Below are 16,101 nucleotides of genomic sequence, written 5' to 3'. Positions count from 1 at the left end.
AGGCCCGGAACGTGATGGCATGGGCTTCGCATAACAACGACGGGCAAACCGTCCTAACAGGGGGCTATCAATCATGCGTATCCGTTCCATCTTCGCCGCCACGCTGGCTTTCGCCGGTCTGGCTGCTGTCGCCGGACCAGCCCAGGCCGGCGCCACCTTCGATGCCGTCAAGGCCAAGGGCTTCGTGCAATGCGGCGTCAACGGCAGTGTCGCCGGCTTCTCGGCGCCGGACGGCCAGGGTGTCTGGAAGGGCATCGACGTCGACCTATGCCGCGCGGTTGCCGCCGCCATGTTCGGCGATGCCAGCAAGATCAAGTATACCGCGCTGACCGCCCAGCAGCGTTTCGTGGCGCTGCAGTCAGGTGAGATCGATGTGCTGACCCGCAACGTGACACAGACGCTGCTGCGCGATGCCTCGCTGGGCCTGCGCGAGGCCGGCGTCAACTTCTATGACGGCCAGGGCTTCATCGTGCACAAGAAGATGGGCGTGAAGAGCGCCAAGGAGATCAACGGCGCCACCGTCTGCGTGCAGCCTGGCACCACCACCGAACTGAATCTCTCGGATTACTTCCGCAAGACCGGCATGACCTTCAAGCCGGTGGTGATCGAGAAGGTGGACGAGAATATCGCCGCCTTCGCCTCGGGCCGCTGCGATGTCTACACCACCGACGCTTCGCAGCTCGCCGCGATCCGTGTAACCGCGCTCAGCCCGCCCGACGATTACATCATCCTGCCTGAGCGCATCTCCAAGGAGCCGCTGGGCCCCCTGGTGCGCCAAGGTGATGACCAGTGGTACCAGCTGGTGAAGTGGGTGCTGCTGGCGATGAAGGAAGCCGAGGAACTGGGCATCACCCAGGCCAATATCGACGAGATGGCGAAGAGCGAGGATCCGGTGATCAAGCGCTTCGTCGGTGCCACGCCGGGCTATGGCAAGGCGCTCGGCGTCGATGAGAAATGGGCCTATTACGTCATCAAGCAGATCGGCCATTACGGCGAGAGCTTCGAGCGCAATCTGGGCAAGGACAGCCCGGTCAAGCTGGAGCGCGGCCTGAATGATGTCTGGACCAAGGGCGGCCTGATGTACGCCATTCCGCTGCGCTGAGCAGACATCTCTGCATCAAGCCCGGCCTGGCAACAGGCCGGGCTTTTTCGTTACTGGTGATCGGGGAACAGCAGCCGCGTATAGACGCGGATATAGGCGTCGCACATCGCATCGATGGTGAAGCGTTCCGAGACATGGCGACGCGCACGCTCGGTGATCTGCATGCGGCGCGCCGGCGTCAGTTTGAGCGCTTCGTCCAGTGCATCGGCGAGCGCATCGGGATCGGAGGGCGGCACCAGCCAGCCGGTCTCGCCCGGCAGCACGGTTTCGCGCGAGCCGCCATGGTCGGTGGCGACCACCGGCTTGCCCATCGCCTGCGCTTCCACGGCGACGCGGCCGAAGCCTTCGGGGAAGGTGGAGGCCGAGACCACCACATCGGCCAGCATGTAGGCTGCCGGCATGTCCTTGCCGTCGCCCGGCATGCGCACGCAGCGATCCAGGCCGAGCTGCACGATCAGGCCTTCAAGATCGGCGCGATAACCTTCGCGGCCCTGCGTGTCGCCCAGCAGCACGGCGATGAAATCCTGCTTGCCATGACGCTCGGTCAGCTTGGCCAGCGCGCGCAGCAGCACGGTATGGCCCTTCCAGCGCGTCAGGCGGCCGGGCAGCAGGATCACCGGCAGGCCATCAACAAGGCGCCATTGCTGCTGCAGATTGGACAGGCGTTCGGGATAGATGCGGCTGGGATCGAACTTGGCCAGATCGATGCCGCGCGGAATGGTCACCAGACGCGCGCGCGGCACGCCGAAGGCCTTGTTGGCGTAATCGGCGACGAAATCGGAAATCGCCACCACCATGTCGCCCTTCGACATCGGCGCCGCCCAGAATTTGCGGAACCAGTTATGCGACTTGTAGGCATTGTGGAAGGTGGTCACCAGCGGCACGCCGCAGCGCTGCGCCGCCATGCGCGCCGACCAGGCAGGCGCGCGCGAACGCACATGCACCACATCGACCGGCAGGGTTTTGATCAAGTCTTCCAGACGCGCGGCATTACGCCGGATGGTAAAAGGGTTCTTGCTGTTGACCGGCAGCGTGATGTGCTTGGCGCCGGCGCGTTCCAGCTCGCGCACCATCGGGCCGCCGGCCGATACCACGTAGGAGACCCAGCCGGCCTTCACCAGGGCCTTGGCGGTGTCCACGGTGCCGCGCTCGACCCCGCCGGTCACCAGGGCCGGCAGCACCTGTAATACCGAAGGGGGTCTTCCGGGACTCTGGGTAGTCAGGGTAGAAATCGGGATGTCTGTCATTGCGGCAGGTAGAAACCAGAAAAGCGCGGCCGGCGGTGCGTCCGCCAACAACAGCGGGGGGAGAATGCGTCAGATGGGTGCGTTAATCCAGAGGGATGGCCGCCGCCTGTTGCTGGCCGGCCTCATTCTGCTTGGTCTTGTCGCCCCGGTTTCGGCCCAGACCACCGGCAAAAATCCCTCGCATGCGGATATCCTGCGCGGCTTCGACGCCACGATCTTCTGGGCCAGCCGCGAGGATGTCGATTACGGCGGCACCTATAATCCGACCGGCTTCGTGATGCGCTGGCAGAGCGACATCCTCTACAAGGTCGACGGCCTGCGCTTCAAGCCCGAGATGATCGAGCTCGCCATCACCGCGCTGCGACAGCAGGCCGCCATTGCCGGCGTCCCCGTCCGCGAAGTGAAAGAGGGGGAAGAGCCCAACTTCACCCTGATGTTCCGCGACGTGGCGAATTTCTCACTGCAGGGCAACCGCAAGGCATCCTGCTACATGAGCATCAATTACGACCGCTTGGGCGGTCGCATCAACAGGGCCACCCTGCAGATGAATCTCTCGGCTCCGGGCCTGGAGCGCTGCATCCGGCATGAGACCCTGCATGGCTTCGGCCTGCTCAATCATCCACACAAACTGCATTCGCTGCTGAGCTACTACACCAGCAGCTTCGTCTACGACATGACCGAAGCCGATGTCGTGATGCTGCAGACGCTGTACGATCCGCGCATGAAGGCCGGCCTGTCGCGGCTGCCCGGCCTGATTCTGGCGGATCAGATCCTGGAGGAGAAACGCCGGGCGCTGAATCCCGCCGCGCCGCCGAAGACGGATTCCACGGCCATCTTCCAGGCAACCGTTGCCGATCTGGAAAAGGCCGCGGCGGCCGGCAACATGCGCGCCACGCTTTATCTGATCGAAGCCTATCAGCAGGGCATCGTGGTGCCGCAGGATGTGGCCAGGGCCCGGTCGATGATCGAGCAGGCGGCACTGCAGACCGATACCGGCAAGCGTTTCGATCTCGCCTATGCGCTGGCCGAGGGACTGCAGGTTGCCAAGGACGAAGCGTTGGCCGCAACGCTCTACCGCAGCAATGCGGAAGGCGGCCACCGCACCTCGCAGAACAATCTCGCCGTGCTGCTGCGCGACGGCCGGGGCGTACCGAGGAACAAGATGGAAGCCCTGATGTGGTTCACCATCGCCGCCGGCGGCACGGATTACGCGCTGGCCGAACGAAACCGCCAGGGCCTGCTGCCGCAGGTCGAACCGGCGCTGCAGGACGAAGCGAAACAGCGCGCCGCGGCTTGGAAACCTGTGTCAGGTACCGCAAAATAGGGGCATGAGCGAACCCCAGTTCCTGACCCGCCCCGATGGCAGCCGCCTCGCCTATTGCGTAACGCCGGCCGCATCGGCACGCGCCGGCCGGCCCGGCATCCTGTTCTGCGGCGGCTTCAAGTCCGACATGACCGGCAGCAAGGCGATGGCGCTGGAAGCAGCGGCAAAAGCGCGCGGCACCGGCTTTGTGCGCTTCGACTATTTCGGTCACGGCCAGTCGGACGGACTGTTTCTCGACGGCACCATCGGGCGCTGGAAGGAAGACACGCTGGCAATCCTGCGCGAGGTTTGCCCGAAGGCGAGCGACGGCCCGCAGATCATTGTCGGCTCCAGCATGGGTGGCTGGCTGGCGACGCTGGCGGCGCTGGCGCTGCCTGACATGGCAGCCGGGCTGGTGCTGATTGCGCCGGCGCTGGATTTCACCGAAGACCTGATGTGGGCGCAGATGGACGAGGCGCAGCGCCGCATCCTGCTGCGCGATGGTGTGCTGCGCGAGCCCTCGCAGTATTCAGACCAGCCCTATGAATATACGCTCAAGCTGATCACCGAGGGCCGCGACCACATGCTGCTCAAGCCCGGCATCAGTTTCGACAGGCCGGTGCGCATCCTGCAGGGTATGCATGATCCGGATGTGCCCTATGCCCATGCCGTGAAAACCGCCGAGGCCTTCCAGGGCGGCGATACGCGGCTGACGCTGATCCGTGACGGCGACCACCGGCTGTCGCGTCCGCAGGATTTGGACCTGCTGGTCGAGACGGTGTGGAGCCTGGCGTGATCGGGGTTTGGCGTGATTGAAACTGCACGGCTGCGGCTGCGTCCGCTGCGCGTGGAGGATGCCCCCGCCATCTCCGCGCTGATGACGCCGAATGTGAGCCGCTGGGTCGCCACCTGGCCCAGTCCCTTCAGTGTTGCAGCCGCCACCGAACGACTGAGCCGCGCCATCGCCGCCAATGCGGATGGAACTGCTTTCAGCCGCATCGCCGAGCGCCAGTCCGACAGCGCGGTCATGGGCTGGCTTGGCATCGCCGTGATCGATGACGCCGCGCGCATTGGCAGCATGGGCTACTGGCTCGGTGAAGCTTTCCATGGTCAAGGATATCTGACCGAGATGCTGCGACCCTTCGTCGGCGGCGGCATTGCCGCGCTGCGCCTGAAGTATCTCGATGCCGGCGCCCAGGTCGAAAATCTGGCCTCGCGTGCAGCGCTGCACCGCATCGGCATGCAGTTCGTCGAGGAACGGATGGATCAGACGCCGATCCGGCCAGAGCCGGAACTCTGCGCGTTCTATCGCCTGGATTGCGGCAGCTTCAAACCCTAACTGGTCTTGAAGAAACCGGCGATCTGCGACAGCTGCTGCGCCTGCTGGGTCAGCGACTGCGCTGCCGCCGTGGTCTCTTCCACCAGGGCAGCATTGCGCTGGGTCATCTCGTCCATCGAGCCCACAGCCGTGTTGATCTGATCCAGGCCGGTGGCCTGCTCCTTCGAGGCCGCCGCGATTTCGGCCACAATGTCCGAGGCTTTTTTGATGGCAGCGACGATATCGTTGAGCGAGCTGCCGGTCTGGTTGACCAGCGCGGCGCCAGTCTTCACTTGCGCATTCGATTCAGAAATCAGCGCCTTGATGTCCTTCGATGCGTTGGCCGAGCGTTGCGCCAGCGCCCGCACTTCCTGCGCGACGACAGCAAAGCCCTTGCCGGCTTCGCCCGCACGCGCGGCTTCAACCGAGGCGTTCAGTGCCAGCAGGTTGGTCTGGAAGGCGATTTCGTCGATCAGGCCGACAATGTCGCTGATCTTCTGCGCGCTGCCCTCGATCTGGCTGACGGCCGTCACCGCATCGGCTACGACCTTGCCACCCTTTTCGGCGGTGTCGCGGGCGGCGGTGGCCAGCTGGTTGGCAGCCTGCGCGTTATCGGCATTCTGCTTCACCGTTGTGGTGATTTCGTGCATCGAGGCGGCGGTTTCCTCGATCGAAGCCGCCTGACTTTCCGTGCGGCTGGCCAGATCCTGGCTGCCGGTGGAAATCTCGCTAGCCGCACCATGTACGGCCGTGGTGGTCTGGATCAGCTGGCTGGCGATATCGCGCAGGCGGATGGCGGTGCCATTGCTGCTGGTCTTCAGTTCGCCGAAGACGCCGCTGTAATCGCCGCGCACCGATTTGGTCAGGTCGCCGGTGGCCATCGCGCTCATCACATCGGCGAGTTCGCTGGTCATGGTCTGCAATGTGCCGGTCAGGCGGTTGAGCTGCTGACTGGTGGAGAGGAAGAAGCCTTCCTTGCCGGCCTCGGCGATGCGGCCGGCCAGATCGCCGCCCGCCACCTTGTTGACCAGCGCGGCGATCTCGGCGCCGGCTGCCTGCTCGCGTGCCTCGCGCTCGGTTCGGCGGGCTTCGGCCTCTTCGCGCTGCCGGGCAATATCGGCTTCCGCCTGCTCGCGCGCGATCATGTTGTCCTTGAACACCTGCAGGGCGCGCGCCATGGCGGCCATCTCGTCACGGCCTGCGGCAGACGGCACCGGCGCCTTCAGGTCGCCCTGCGAGAGCTGCGTCATCGCACCGGTCATGCGACCCAGCGGGTGGGACACCTTCTGCACGATGACCCAGAGCGTGACACCCACCACAGCAACAGCAATGGCGAGCAGGATTTCCATCGCCAGCATGAACTGATCATAGGATTTCGTGGCGGCCGCATATTCCTCTTTCGCCGCAGTGAGCTGCACGCCGATCAGTTCGCCGATCGCTTCGGTGACGGCATCGATGATCGGATACATGTCCTGCTCGACAAAGGCGACCAGCGCTGCCTTGTCATTGGCGGTGACAATACCCTGCAGCTTGTCGACGGCGCGATCGGCCGGGGTGAACAGCGCCTTGGTCTTCTCGACCAGGCGCGCTTCTTCCGCGGTCAGTGTCGTGGCGAGGTAGCCCTGCCATTTGGTCTTGATCAGCGCGCGCGCCTTGGCGATCTCGGCCAGACCGGCCTGCGGCGGGATGCTGCCGGCACGCACCTTGTGCGACAGGTCCACAATCTGAACGGCATAGGCATCGGAGATGTCTTTCAGATCGCTGAGCGGCACCACGCGATCCGCATAGATGCTGGCGAGCGCCGCCTGGTTGCGCTGCAGCGCGACATAGCCCGCACCCGCGAAGACGACGATGACAGCCAGCAGAGCGAAAACGCTCAGCATGAGACGCAGACGAATGGTCATTTTTCTTCCCCCGGGTGTCCGCATCAAGACTATTTCTTAGGCGAATGCGGAATCCTTATGCACCTCTGTCCTCTTTATCTTGTAGGACAGATGGAAACATCACCCATTGGGATTAAACAGGCCCGAGGTTATCGGAAATACATATCGCGCTGCACCAGAGGCTGCGGAGACATCCTCAAGCACGCGCTGGCGGTAGTGAATGACGTCAGTGCGGTGACGATCAGCTGACAGTCGACAGCAGCGCCGCCAGGCCTTCGCGGTAGGTCGGATACTTCAGCGCCACGCCGAGATCGCGCTTGATGCGGTCGTTGCGCACGCGGCGACTGTCGGCATAGAAGCTCGCCGCCATCGGCGTGAGGTTGGCGTCGGCGAACGCCACTTCCGGCGGCGGCGTCACGCCCAGCAGATCGGCGGCATATTTCACCACATCCTGCGGCGGCGCCGGCTCGTCATCGGCGAGATTGTAGATCGCGCCCGGATCGGGCCTGGCCATCGAGGCGCGCAGCACCTGCGCGATATCCTCAACATGGATGCGGCAGAAAATCTGTCCCGGCTTGTTGATGCGATGCGCGGTGCCGCGCTTCACGCCTTCCAGCTGGTTGCGGCGCGGGCCGTAGATGCCGGCAAGGCGGAACACATGCGCCTGCAGGTTCAGCCAGCCAGCCTCGGCCTCAGCGCGGCGCTTGCTGCGCACCTGGGTGGGATTGATCGGCGTCGTCTCATCGACCCAGTCGCCTTTGCGGTCGCCATAGACGCCGGTGGTGGAGAGATAGCCGAGCCATTGCAGGCCATGCAGCTTTGTAATGTCGGCGGCATGCCAGCGCAGCACCGCATCGGCTTCTTCCTCGGCCGGCACCGAGATCAGCATATGCGTGGCGCGCGCCAGGATGGCAGGATCGGCCAGCGGCGCGCTGCCGTCGAAGACATGGGCCTCATATCCCAGCGCGCCCAGGCCTGCGGCCTTCTCGGGCGTCCGGCTGGTACCGATGATATGCCAGCCCTCGGCTTTCAGCTGCGCCGCCAGCACATGGGCGCTGAATCCCAGACCGAAGCAGAACAGCGTGTTCATCGCGCGCCCCCGACAGCGGCAAGGACATCAATCTCGATAACGAAATCCGGCCGGGCCAGCCCTGCCACGATCAGCGTCGTGACGGCCGGTGGCTGCGCCGAGGCCCAGCGCTGCTGACGCAGCTCGGTCAGCACCGGCAGGTCGGCCCTGCGCGTGAGATAATAGGTCAGCTTGATCACATGCTGCATGCCGGCATCGGCCGCGCCCAGCAGCGCCTCGACATTCGCCATCGCCTGCAGGCATTGCCCACGGAAATCCGGCGGCACCGTGCCATCGGGCGCCACGCCGACCTGACCCGATAGAGTGAGCAGACGCGCACCGGGCGGCATCTCGACGGCATGGCTGTAAATCGCCTTGAAGGCTTCGGGGACGGGCCACACTGTCGACGGATCGTGCCGCTTGGTCCCGGTCATCTGTTGCACCACCTTCACCCGACGCCTTGATTTTGCCATCCGGCAGCGCCACTGTGCCGCGCCATGAGATGCCGCATCAAGATAGGGCTTTCGCTGGCTTTGGCCAGTCTCTGGGCGATGCCGGCGCTGGCACAGCCATCGCCGTCGCGCGTGCTGGAAGACCAGAGCTACCAGGACTGCCTGAGCCTGATGCGGCGCAATCCCGAAGAGGGCTTCGCCCAGGCGCAAACCTGGCAGGCGACAGGCGGTGGTCTGCCCGCCGCCCATTGCGCTGCATTGGCACTGATCGAGATGAAGCATTACGGCGACGCCGCCGACCGGCTGGAGCAGCTGCTGCCACTGGCCGAGAAGCAGGCGCCGCATCTGACCGTGGCGCTGCTCGACCAGGCCGCCAACGCCTGGCTGCTGGCCGACCAGCCCGACCGCGCGAAGAAGCTCTTGGATATCGCACTGAAAGTGGTGCCCGACACGCCCGACCTGCTGATCGACCGCGCGATGGCCTTCGCCGCGCTGGAAGACTATGCCTCGGCGCGCAAGGACCTCGACCGCGCGCTGGGCCTCGCCCCGCTGCGCGAGGATGCCATGGCGCTGCGCGCCGCCGCCCGTCGCCAGACCGGCGATGTGGAGGGCGCATTGCAGGACGCTGAAGCCGCGCTGACCATCGAACCGCGCCTGCCCGAAGCGCTGCTGGAGCGCGGCATCCTGCGCAGCCTGAAGGGCGACAAGCGCGGGGCGCGCACCGACCTGATTCAGGTTCGTCTTCTCGCGCCGGATACGCCGGCCGCCACGACGGCGGGCCAGTATATCGAGAAGCTCGACGTCAGGGTCGAGTGAGGCGTTGCAGCGCTTGGCTTGCCTGGGCGCGCACGATCTCGGACGCATCCGCCGATAATCCCTGCAGCACCGGCACCATGGCCGGATCGCCGCTGTTGCCCAGGGCCACACAGACATTGCGGACGAATTTATCACGGCCGACGCGCTTGATCGCCGTGGTGCTGAAGCGCGTGCGGAAGCTCTCGTCATCCAGCGCCGCCAGTTCGCGCAAGGCCGGCGCATTCAGCTCGGCGCGCGGCTGCAGCGTCATTTCCTGCGCCGTGCTGGCGAACTTGTTCCAGGGACAGACGGCGAGGCAGTCGTCGCAGCCGTAGATGCGGTTGCCCATCACATCGGCGAATTCCGGCGCGATCACGCCATTATACTCAATCGTCAGGTAGGAAATGCAGCGCCGCGCATCCAACTGATACGGCGCGGGGAAAGCCTTGGTCGGGCAGATGTCGAGGCAGTTGCCGCAGGTGCCGCAGTGATCGGTCTCAGCCTCGTCGGCGGCGATATCCAGCGTGGTGAGGATAAGCCCGAGGAACAGCCAGGAGCCGAACTCGCGCGAGACCAGATTGGTGTGCTTGCCCTGCCAGCCGATGCCAGCGGCGACAGACAGCGGCTTTTCCATCAGCGGCGCGGTGTCGACGAACACCTTCACGTCGTTGCCGGCCTCGCGATGCAGCCAGCCGGCCAGACTTTTCAGCTTCTTCTTGACGACGAGGTGATAGTCGCGGCCCTGCGCATAGACCGAAATAGCGGCGCGGTCGGTCTGCGCCAGTACGTCGAGCGGATTGCGCTCGGGGCCGTAGTTCAGACCCAGCGCAATGATGCCGCGCGCCTCGGGCCACAGCGCATTGGGATGACGGCGACGTTCGGCCTTGTCTTCGAGCCAGGCCATTTCGCCATGGCGCTGCAGCGCCATGAACTCGTCGAGCCGTTCGGCGAGTTCGGGCCCGATGCGGTCGGCCGATGTGAAGCCGACCGCATCGAATCCCTCTTCAAGCGCGCGGGTGCGAATGCGCGCCTTTATATCGGCCGTCTCAATCGGGGAGCGCGGCAATGCAGGCGATCTCGACGCGGTAGTCCGGGCCGGCCAGCTTGGCCTCGGTGGTGGCGCGCGCCGGCGTGTTGCCCGGCGACACCCAGGCATCCCAGGCGCTGTTCATCTCGGCGAAGGTGCCCATGTTGCTGAGCCAGATGGTGGCCGAGAGGATACGCGTCTTGTCGGTGCCGGCTTCCTTCAGCAGCTTGTCGATCTGCGCGAGAATCTGCTGGGTCTGGCCCTTGGTGTCAGCCTTGTTGTCGGCAGCGACCTGACCGGCGAGATAGACAGTCTTGCCATGCACCACGGCCTGGCTCATGCGGGGACCGACGTCGATGCGGCGGATGGTCATGCTTGGAATCTCCAGTCAGCAGGTTTCAGAAATCGAGATCGGCGTAATGCTTCGGCGGCGGCAGGCCGGGAATATGGTCGGCGAGCAGCGGCCGGAAAGACGGCCGCGACTTCACGCGGGCATACCAGTCATGCGCGCCGGGATAATCGGACCAGGGCACATCGCCCAGATAGTCGACGCAGCTCAGATGCGCGGCAGCGGCGATATCGGCAAGGCTGAAGTCTTCGCCGGCCAGCCAGTTGCGGCGCTCGGTCAGCCAGCCGATGTAATCCAGATGAATCTTCATGTTGGCATGCGCGATGCGGATCACGGCCGACTCAGGATGTCCCATGCCGAGGAAGCGCTTCATCACCTTCTCGAAGACCAGCGGCTGGCTCACTTCCGGTCCGAACTTGTGATCCCACCAGTTCACCAGACGGCGCGTCTCGGCGCGGCTCGGCGGATCGAAGCCCAGCAGCATCTTGTTGGGATGCACTTCATCCAGGTATTCGCAGATGGCCTGGCTGTCGGCGAGGCACTGACCATCATGCTCGACCAGCACGGGGCCCTCGCCGCTCGGGTCCATGGCGAGGAATTCGGGGCGGCGCTCCCAGACCTTTTCGACCTCGAGATCGAATTCGAGGCCCTTTTCCTTGAGGAGCACGCGCACTTTACGCGACTGGGGCGACAGCCAGAGATGGTACAGCTTGCGCATGGGCGCGGAGTTTAGTGGTATTCGCGGGCCTGAAAAAGATTCGGGCCGTAAAGAATTGGGAAAAAACGCCAAATGCCAAATAACACCCAAAATAACACCCCACATAACACTGGCGTGACGATCTGGGGCCGCGGCAGCTCGGTCAATGTGCAGAAGGTGCTCTGGGCCGCCGACGAGCTGGGGCTCAGCTATGACCACATCGTGGTCGGCGGCAAGTTCGGCGGCAACGACACGCCGGAATACCGCGCCATGAACCCCAATGGCCTGGTGCCGGTGCTGCGCGATGCCGACGGCAGCCTGCACTGGGAAAGCAACAGCATCCTGCGCTATCTCGCCGCCAAATACGGCACCGAGGCCGCAACGCTGTGGCCGGCCGATCCGGTCAAACGCTCTGAATCCGACCGCTGGATGGACTGGGCGCTGACCCTGATCGGCGAGCCGATGCGCGTGCTGTTCTGGGGCCTGGTGCGCGACCCGGTGAATGCCGACCTCAACGCCATGAGCAAGGCCGAGGAGCAGGCGGCACTGTACTGGGCCCGGCTGGATGCCCATCTGGCCGACAAGACATTCATCGCCGGCGACACCCTGACCATGGGCGACATCCCGCTCGGCTGCTTCCTGCATCGCTGGAAGGCATTCCCCATTACCCGACCGGGCCTGCCGGGTCTGGACGCCTGGTATGGCCGGCTGCAGCAGCGGCCGGGCTACCAGAAACACGTGATGATCCCGCTCGAATAGTATCTTTGGCGTAATAACAAGGGCTTAGCCCGTCCGGGCGCTGCCAGCCCGGGCCAATCCGGGCCAAATCCGAGCCAATCAGCGCCAATCCGGACCAACTTTGGCCAATTTTTGCCAATTCGAGCCAACTCCATCCAATTCCAGCCAGCATTTGACCGCCGGAAGGGGCCGGGACGGCAGGTTTCAGGCCGGTTTCAGGTCTTCCCGCCCCTCTTTGGCCGTTTGAAGCCCGATTCAGCCGGTTTTCGACCCTGTTTCTGCCCCGGAAACCCTGTTTTTGTGTGAGTTCCCTGCTTTTGGGGCCTATTTCTGCATCAAAACCCGGTTTTTGCGGGGATGCGGACAATAGCGTAAACGGCCCTTCACCGTGATGAGAGGGGCCGTTCGACATCCGATTCACGATGGGCAAGAGCAATGAGAACAAATATAATACAAAAACTTCCGACAGCAATCAGCTAATTGCTAAAATTAGTCGACGAATTTCCTCGATAGGAGATTGTTTGCCCCTCCACCAATCAACCATCCCATCATCCTTAATGTATTCATCGTATTGCTCGATGGTATTGGCATAAGCACGTATTAAAGGGTCGGATTCCACATAGCGGCTTTTCCGCTCGGACGACTTAAATGATTCCAGAATTTCTGGCTTGTTCAATGTTGCCGTAATTGCGTGAGCTGCAAAACGTATCGCGATTAGCGCCGGATCATCTTTTATCTGTTGATACTTTAAAGCCAAGATTCCCTCTTCGGGAAGGTCCGCTGGTAGTTCTCCATTTACATGAAGATGGCCAACCGCTCCGAGTTGGAGCAACTTCTCCCCTGCGACAGGAGCCAACCAATCCTTTTTTAGCGCTTGAGCGATCACCAAACTGGATAGCTCTAAAGCAACGTGATCAAGCATTGATAAAGCAAATTGAGTCCGAGCCGACGGATTATTTAATAGACGATCATTTACACTCGCCAAACTAATAGCTTTTCCCTCCTCTATCAGCTCTTTCCTAATTCGCGACCTTAAGCGCGTAGCAACAGGCAATAGATGAGCGACAACCTCGAATAAATGATATGAATACAACATCCATGCTGCAGGCGCTCGACTATCGATCATGGGCACGTCTCTAGTCCCATCATCCTCAGACTTTAGCGCTCTATGCTGAGTCGGCATTTGTCTAAAAATTTTCGGATATAATCCTTTTCCATCAGCCGGAAAATGCTGCTTGCGCTTATTCTTCCCCTCGTCTGCAAGTCCGATGAAAGATAACCAACGGCGAGCGACATCCTTATTATCGCAAGAACGCAGTATTCTTTTCCCTTTACCGTCTTTCTGAACTTGGAAAACCTTCAATGAAGCTCCCAAGCTAGTTCTTTTTGTTTCTCTTAAAGCATCCAGCGCACCATCTTTGCGCTCATAAAACCAACCATACCCTTCAAACTCTTTCTCGATCGTTCTTTGCTCGGCTCTATTACTTAATAAATTTCTAGGCTCCATTGCGTTTTGCGTGTTTGCCGCCCGTACCACATCTTCCTGATTCACCACCTGCTTTTTAATTAGTCGAACCAGTACGCAACACGTATCTTCGAATGATTCTAGTAGATTGGGATTATCGTCTTTCTGCCGCTCCAACTCATCGTTTACTCTCATTAAAGCTCTTACAGTTTGACAACCATTTATTATTGAAGGCTCACGTATTTCTATGGACTTGCCGGCATTCTTATATGCCCAGGACTGCGCAGTTATGGTAACCCCGTTATTATATAAATGAAAAACCTTCATAGTTTTTGGATGAAGCGCAGATATTCTTATCTGGTCGTTGACTGCACTTTTCGACAGTTCATACCGGACGTTTGCATCGAATAATGCGACGCCCTCTCGCCTGGCTGCCGTAACCAAGTCAGAAGCCGGTGCATAAAAGGTAACAAAACTATTATGTTGAATTCGTGTTTTTTCTGCTTCAGCGTTTAAAGCGCCAGCAGCAAATCTCACGTTTATGGGTTGAGGTGGCTTAGGTTGAGCTATTCCCTCAAACCTCTGACCCAACATTGAAAGGTTTATGTGTTCATAGTTTGTAGATACGCATGGCGTCTCTAATTCAAGACTTCTCAATGTCTGCTTCAATTGACGCTCTTGGGTCTTTGCACCCGGAGTCAGCGCATCGCCAAGGGTTATTAGATTAAAGGTCACAGATAACTCAGGTACGACGTCGACATCAGCACCTTCTGCTAATGTGACTTCTTCTTTAAATTGAGCTCGCAGTGATTTTAAGCGAGGATCAACATTCTCCGGCATAACCCTGCCGTATAGGAAATTTGCAGCCCTCTCTAAATCTATAAATCCGACTCCATCGAACGGTTTGTCAAAATCTATGTCGCCATTTTCTTTCAGATCATGCATCTTGACCTGATAGATACGAAACGACTTGTCAGATCGCACATAAAAATCAATACCACTGTCGTTTCTGTCAAAGAATTCAACTTCATCAAAATCAAAATTTAAAAATTCTGCCGCAACTCTTGCCCATGCTGCTCCCGCTACAAAATCTTCTTGTGCGGAGTATTCTTCGATTTTCCTAGAAACGTATGCTGATAAAGCAGCACTATCTTTTGTCATTTTCCCACCCTGTTTTTGCTTTATTGAGCCTACATAAAGTCGGAACTGACGAGAATAGAAAGAGTCATAAGAATACTATGGTATTAAAATACGCCGTGCACATACATCCCGTGACTTTGATTTCCGCCCATAAAGTCATCTTATGATCGCCCCCTGTCCCTGCCAGTCCGGCCTCGCCTTCGACCTCTGCTGCGGCCCGATCCTCGCCGGTGCGCCGGCACCCACCGCGCCCAGCCTGATGCGCTCGCGCTACACGGCGTTCACGCGCGCCGATGTCGCGCATCTGCGGCACACGCTGGCGCCCGAGCATCGCGCCGGGTTCGATGCCGCCGACATCCTGGCCAGCGCCGCCGAGACCGAATGGCTGGGCTTGGAGATCATCGACACCAAGGCCGGCGGACCCAATGACTATGACGGCATCGTCGAATTCGCCGCGCGCTATCGCGTGCGGGGCAAGGACGGCGTGCTGCGCGAACGCTCGCGCTTTCGCCGCGATCATGATGCCTGGGTCTATGTCGATGGCGACGTGCAGACGCAACCGGTGAAGAAGCCCGGCCGCAACGATCCGTGTGTCTGCGGATCGGGGAAAAAGTTCAAGCAGTGCTGCGGTAAGGCGTGAAAGGCAAATGGGACCCCGGATCAAGTCCGGCGTCTTATTCTCTCTCACGCATTCTTGCGTTCGCCGCGCAGGGTCGGCAGGCCGATGCCCGTTGAATCAAACCCGCCATCCACCGCAATCACCTGGCCGGTGATATAGCCGGCTTGGTCGCCGCAGAGGAAACAGATCGCATTGGCGAGCTCGGTTTCCAGGCCGTAGCGGTTGAGCGGAATGTGATCGTGATAATCGGCGCGGATTTCCGGCGTGTGCACGGCTTTCGCCATCGCCGTATCCACCGGCCCCGGCGCCACCGCATTGACGCGGATGCCGTATTGCCCGAGTTCGGCCGCCTGCTGCTTGGTCAGATGCGCCAGCCCCGCCTTGCTGGTGCCATAGGCGACGCGCAAGGTGGAGGCACGCAGCCCCGAGATCGATGTGATGTTGACCACCGCGCCGCCGCCCTGGTCGCGCATCAGCGGCGCCACCGCCTGCGTCATCAAAAACGGCCCGGTGAGATTCACTGCCATGACGCGGCTCCAGTCTTCCAGCGACACCTCGAGGATCGGCTTGAAGATGGCGATGCCGGCATTGTTGACCAGCGCGTCGATGCGGCCCCAGCGCTGCTGCACGGCCTGCACGGCGGCCTGCACGGCTTTCGGATCGGAAACATCGGCGGTCAGCGCCAGCGTGGCATCGGGTTTGCCCAGCGCCGCGGCCGCCGCCTGCACCGTGTCGCCCAGGATATCGAGCAGGACGACGCGCCAGCCGTCGTTCAGGAATTTCGTTGCCGCGGCAAGACCGAGACCGCGTGCCGCGCCGGTGACCAGAGCGACTTTTTGATGCTGGGCGGTCATGCCGCGTGCCTCCCGGTTTCGTTGATCCGTTTATGCGGAAAGC

The 16,101-nt window shown here is 61.4% G+C and carries 16 protein-coding genes; 7 read left to right on the top strand and 9 right to left on the bottom strand.

The features are described 5' to 3' along the window. Window positions 1–73: 73 nt before the first annotated feature. Window positions 74–1,102, top strand: a complete 1,029-nt coding sequence (locus AC1RRE_RS02840) for an amino acid ABC transporter substrate-binding protein (protein ID WP_492979560.1) — start codon at window positions 74–76, stop codon at window positions 1,100–1,102. A 50-nt stretch (window positions 1,103–1,152) separates the two neighbouring features. On the opposite strand, the gene AC1RRE_RS02835 is transcribed toward AC1RRE_RS02840, so the two are convergent. Continuing rightward, window positions 1,153–2,283 (bottom strand): glycosyltransferase family 4 protein, encoded by a 1,131-nt coding sequence (locus AC1RRE_RS02835; RefSeq protein ID WP_492979558.1) that lies wholly within the window; start codon window positions 2,281–2,283, stop codon window positions 1,153–1,155. Window positions 2,284–2,422: 139 nt separating this feature from the next. Between AC1RRE_RS02835 and AC1RRE_RS02830 the strand changes: the two genes are divergently transcribed. Genes AC1RRE_RS02830 through AC1RRE_RS02820 form a run of 3 tightly spaced genes read left to right on the top strand, consistent with a single transcriptional unit; the run spans window position 2,423 to window position 4,991 of the window. Beyond that, window positions 2,423–3,673 carry a DUF2927 domain-containing protein gene (locus tag AC1RRE_RS02830; protein ID WP_492979556.1) on the top strand — a complete coding sequence of 417 codons (1,251 nt, stop codon included), beginning with the start codon at window positions 2,423–2,425 and terminating at the stop codon, window positions 3,671–3,673. A gap of 4 nt (window positions 3,674–3,677) precedes the next feature. Further along, window positions 3,678–4,448, top strand: coding sequence for an alpha/beta hydrolase (locus AC1RRE_RS02825; protein ID WP_492979554.1), 771 nt, complete (start codon window positions 3,678–3,680; stop codon window positions 4,446–4,448). Window positions 4,449–4,460: 12 nt separating this feature from the next. Beyond that, window positions 4,461–4,991, top strand: a complete 531-nt coding sequence (locus tag AC1RRE_RS02820; protein WP_492979553.1) for a GNAT family N-acetyltransferase — start codon at window positions 4,461–4,463, stop codon at window positions 4,989–4,991. Here AC1RRE_RS02820 and AC1RRE_RS02815 read toward each other — a convergent pair. The 3 genes from AC1RRE_RS02815 to AC1RRE_RS02805 all read right to left on the bottom strand — a co-directional run bounded on the left by AC1RRE_RS02815 (window position 4,988) and on the right by AC1RRE_RS02805 (window position 8,356). Next, window positions 4,988–6,874: a methyl-accepting chemotaxis protein gene (locus AC1RRE_RS02815; RefSeq protein ID WP_492979552.1), complete on the bottom strand. Its 1,887-nt coding sequence runs from the start codon at window positions 6,872–6,874 to the stop codon at window positions 4,988–4,990. The two genes, AC1RRE_RS02820 and AC1RRE_RS02815, sit on opposite strands and share 4 nt — an antisense overlap. Before the next feature lie 220 nt (window positions 6,875–7,094). Then, complete coding sequence (locus AC1RRE_RS02810; protein WP_492979551.1) at window positions 7,095–7,943, bottom strand: SDR family oxidoreductase; 849 nt, start codon at window positions 7,941–7,943, stop codon at window positions 7,095–7,097. Further along, a complete protein-coding gene (locus tag AC1RRE_RS02805) occupies window positions 7,940–8,356 on the bottom strand; it encodes a RidA family protein (RefSeq protein ID WP_492979550.1) in 417 nt (138 codons plus the stop codon). The genes AC1RRE_RS02810 and AC1RRE_RS02805 overlap by 4 nt, the downstream gene beginning before the upstream one ends. A 63-nt stretch (window positions 8,357–8,419) precedes the next feature. On the opposite strand from AC1RRE_RS02805, the gene AC1RRE_RS02800 reads away from it, so the two are divergent. Then, window positions 8,420–9,190, top strand: a complete 771-nt coding sequence (locus AC1RRE_RS02800) for a tetratricopeptide repeat protein (RefSeq protein WP_492979548.1) — start codon at window positions 8,420–8,422, stop codon at window positions 9,188–9,190. Here the strand turns inward: AC1RRE_RS02800 and queG are convergent. The 3 genes from queG to AC1RRE_RS02785 are packed head-to-tail and all read right to left on the bottom strand — an operon-like array spanning window position 9,177 to window position 11,263. After that, window positions 9,177–10,235 carry a tRNA epoxyqueuosine(34) reductase QueG gene (gene queG, locus AC1RRE_RS02795; RefSeq protein WP_492979547.1) on the bottom strand — a complete coding sequence of 353 codons (1,059 nt, stop codon included), beginning with the start codon at window positions 10,233–10,235 and terminating at the stop codon, window positions 9,177–9,179. The genes AC1RRE_RS02800 and queG overlap by 14 nt on opposite strands. Next, window positions 10,216–10,569, bottom strand: coding sequence for a RidA family protein (locus AC1RRE_RS02790; RefSeq protein WP_492979545.1), 354 nt, complete (start codon window positions 10,567–10,569; stop codon window positions 10,216–10,218). The genes queG and AC1RRE_RS02790 overlap by 20 nt, the downstream gene beginning before the upstream one ends. A gap of 25 nt (window positions 10,570–10,594) precedes the next feature. Then, window positions 10,595–11,263: a glutathione S-transferase family protein gene (locus tag AC1RRE_RS02785; RefSeq protein ID WP_492979544.1), complete on the bottom strand. Its 669-nt coding sequence runs from the start codon at window positions 11,261–11,263 to the stop codon at window positions 10,595–10,597. A 114-nt stretch (window positions 11,264–11,377) separates the two neighbouring features. On the opposite strand from AC1RRE_RS02785, the gene AC1RRE_RS02780 reads away from it, so the two are divergent. Further along, window positions 11,378–12,001, top strand: a complete 624-nt coding sequence (locus tag AC1RRE_RS02780) for a glutathione S-transferase family protein (protein WP_492979543.1) — start codon at window positions 11,378–11,380, stop codon at window positions 11,999–12,001. A 451-nt stretch (window positions 12,002–12,452) separates the two neighbouring features. Here AC1RRE_RS02780 and AC1RRE_RS02775 read toward each other — a convergent pair whose 3' ends face one another. Further along, window positions 12,453–14,606, bottom strand: coding sequence for an AIPR family protein (locus AC1RRE_RS02775; RefSeq protein ID WP_492979542.1), 2,154 nt, complete (start codon window positions 14,604–14,606; stop codon window positions 12,453–12,455). 142 nt (window positions 14,607–14,748) lie between these two features. Here AC1RRE_RS02775 and AC1RRE_RS02770 point away from each other — a divergent pair, with 142 nt between their 5' ends. Continuing rightward, a complete protein-coding gene (locus AC1RRE_RS02770) occupies window positions 14,749–15,225 on the top strand; it encodes a YchJ family protein (RefSeq protein ID WP_492979541.1) in 477 nt (158 codons plus the stop codon). Between the two features lie 44 nt (window positions 15,226–15,269). Here AC1RRE_RS02770 and AC1RRE_RS02765 read toward each other — a convergent pair whose 3' ends face one another. Beyond that, entirely contained in the window at window positions 15,270–16,058 is a 789-nt protein-coding gene (locus AC1RRE_RS02765; protein WP_492979540.1) for an SDR family NAD(P)-dependent oxidoreductase, read from the bottom strand. Window positions 16,059–16,101 lie beyond the last annotated feature (43 nt).

It is taken from the genome of Ferrovibrio sp. GW821-FHT12D07, assembly GCF_058807275.1.
This window is presented reverse-complemented; position numbering and strand designations above follow the sequence as displayed.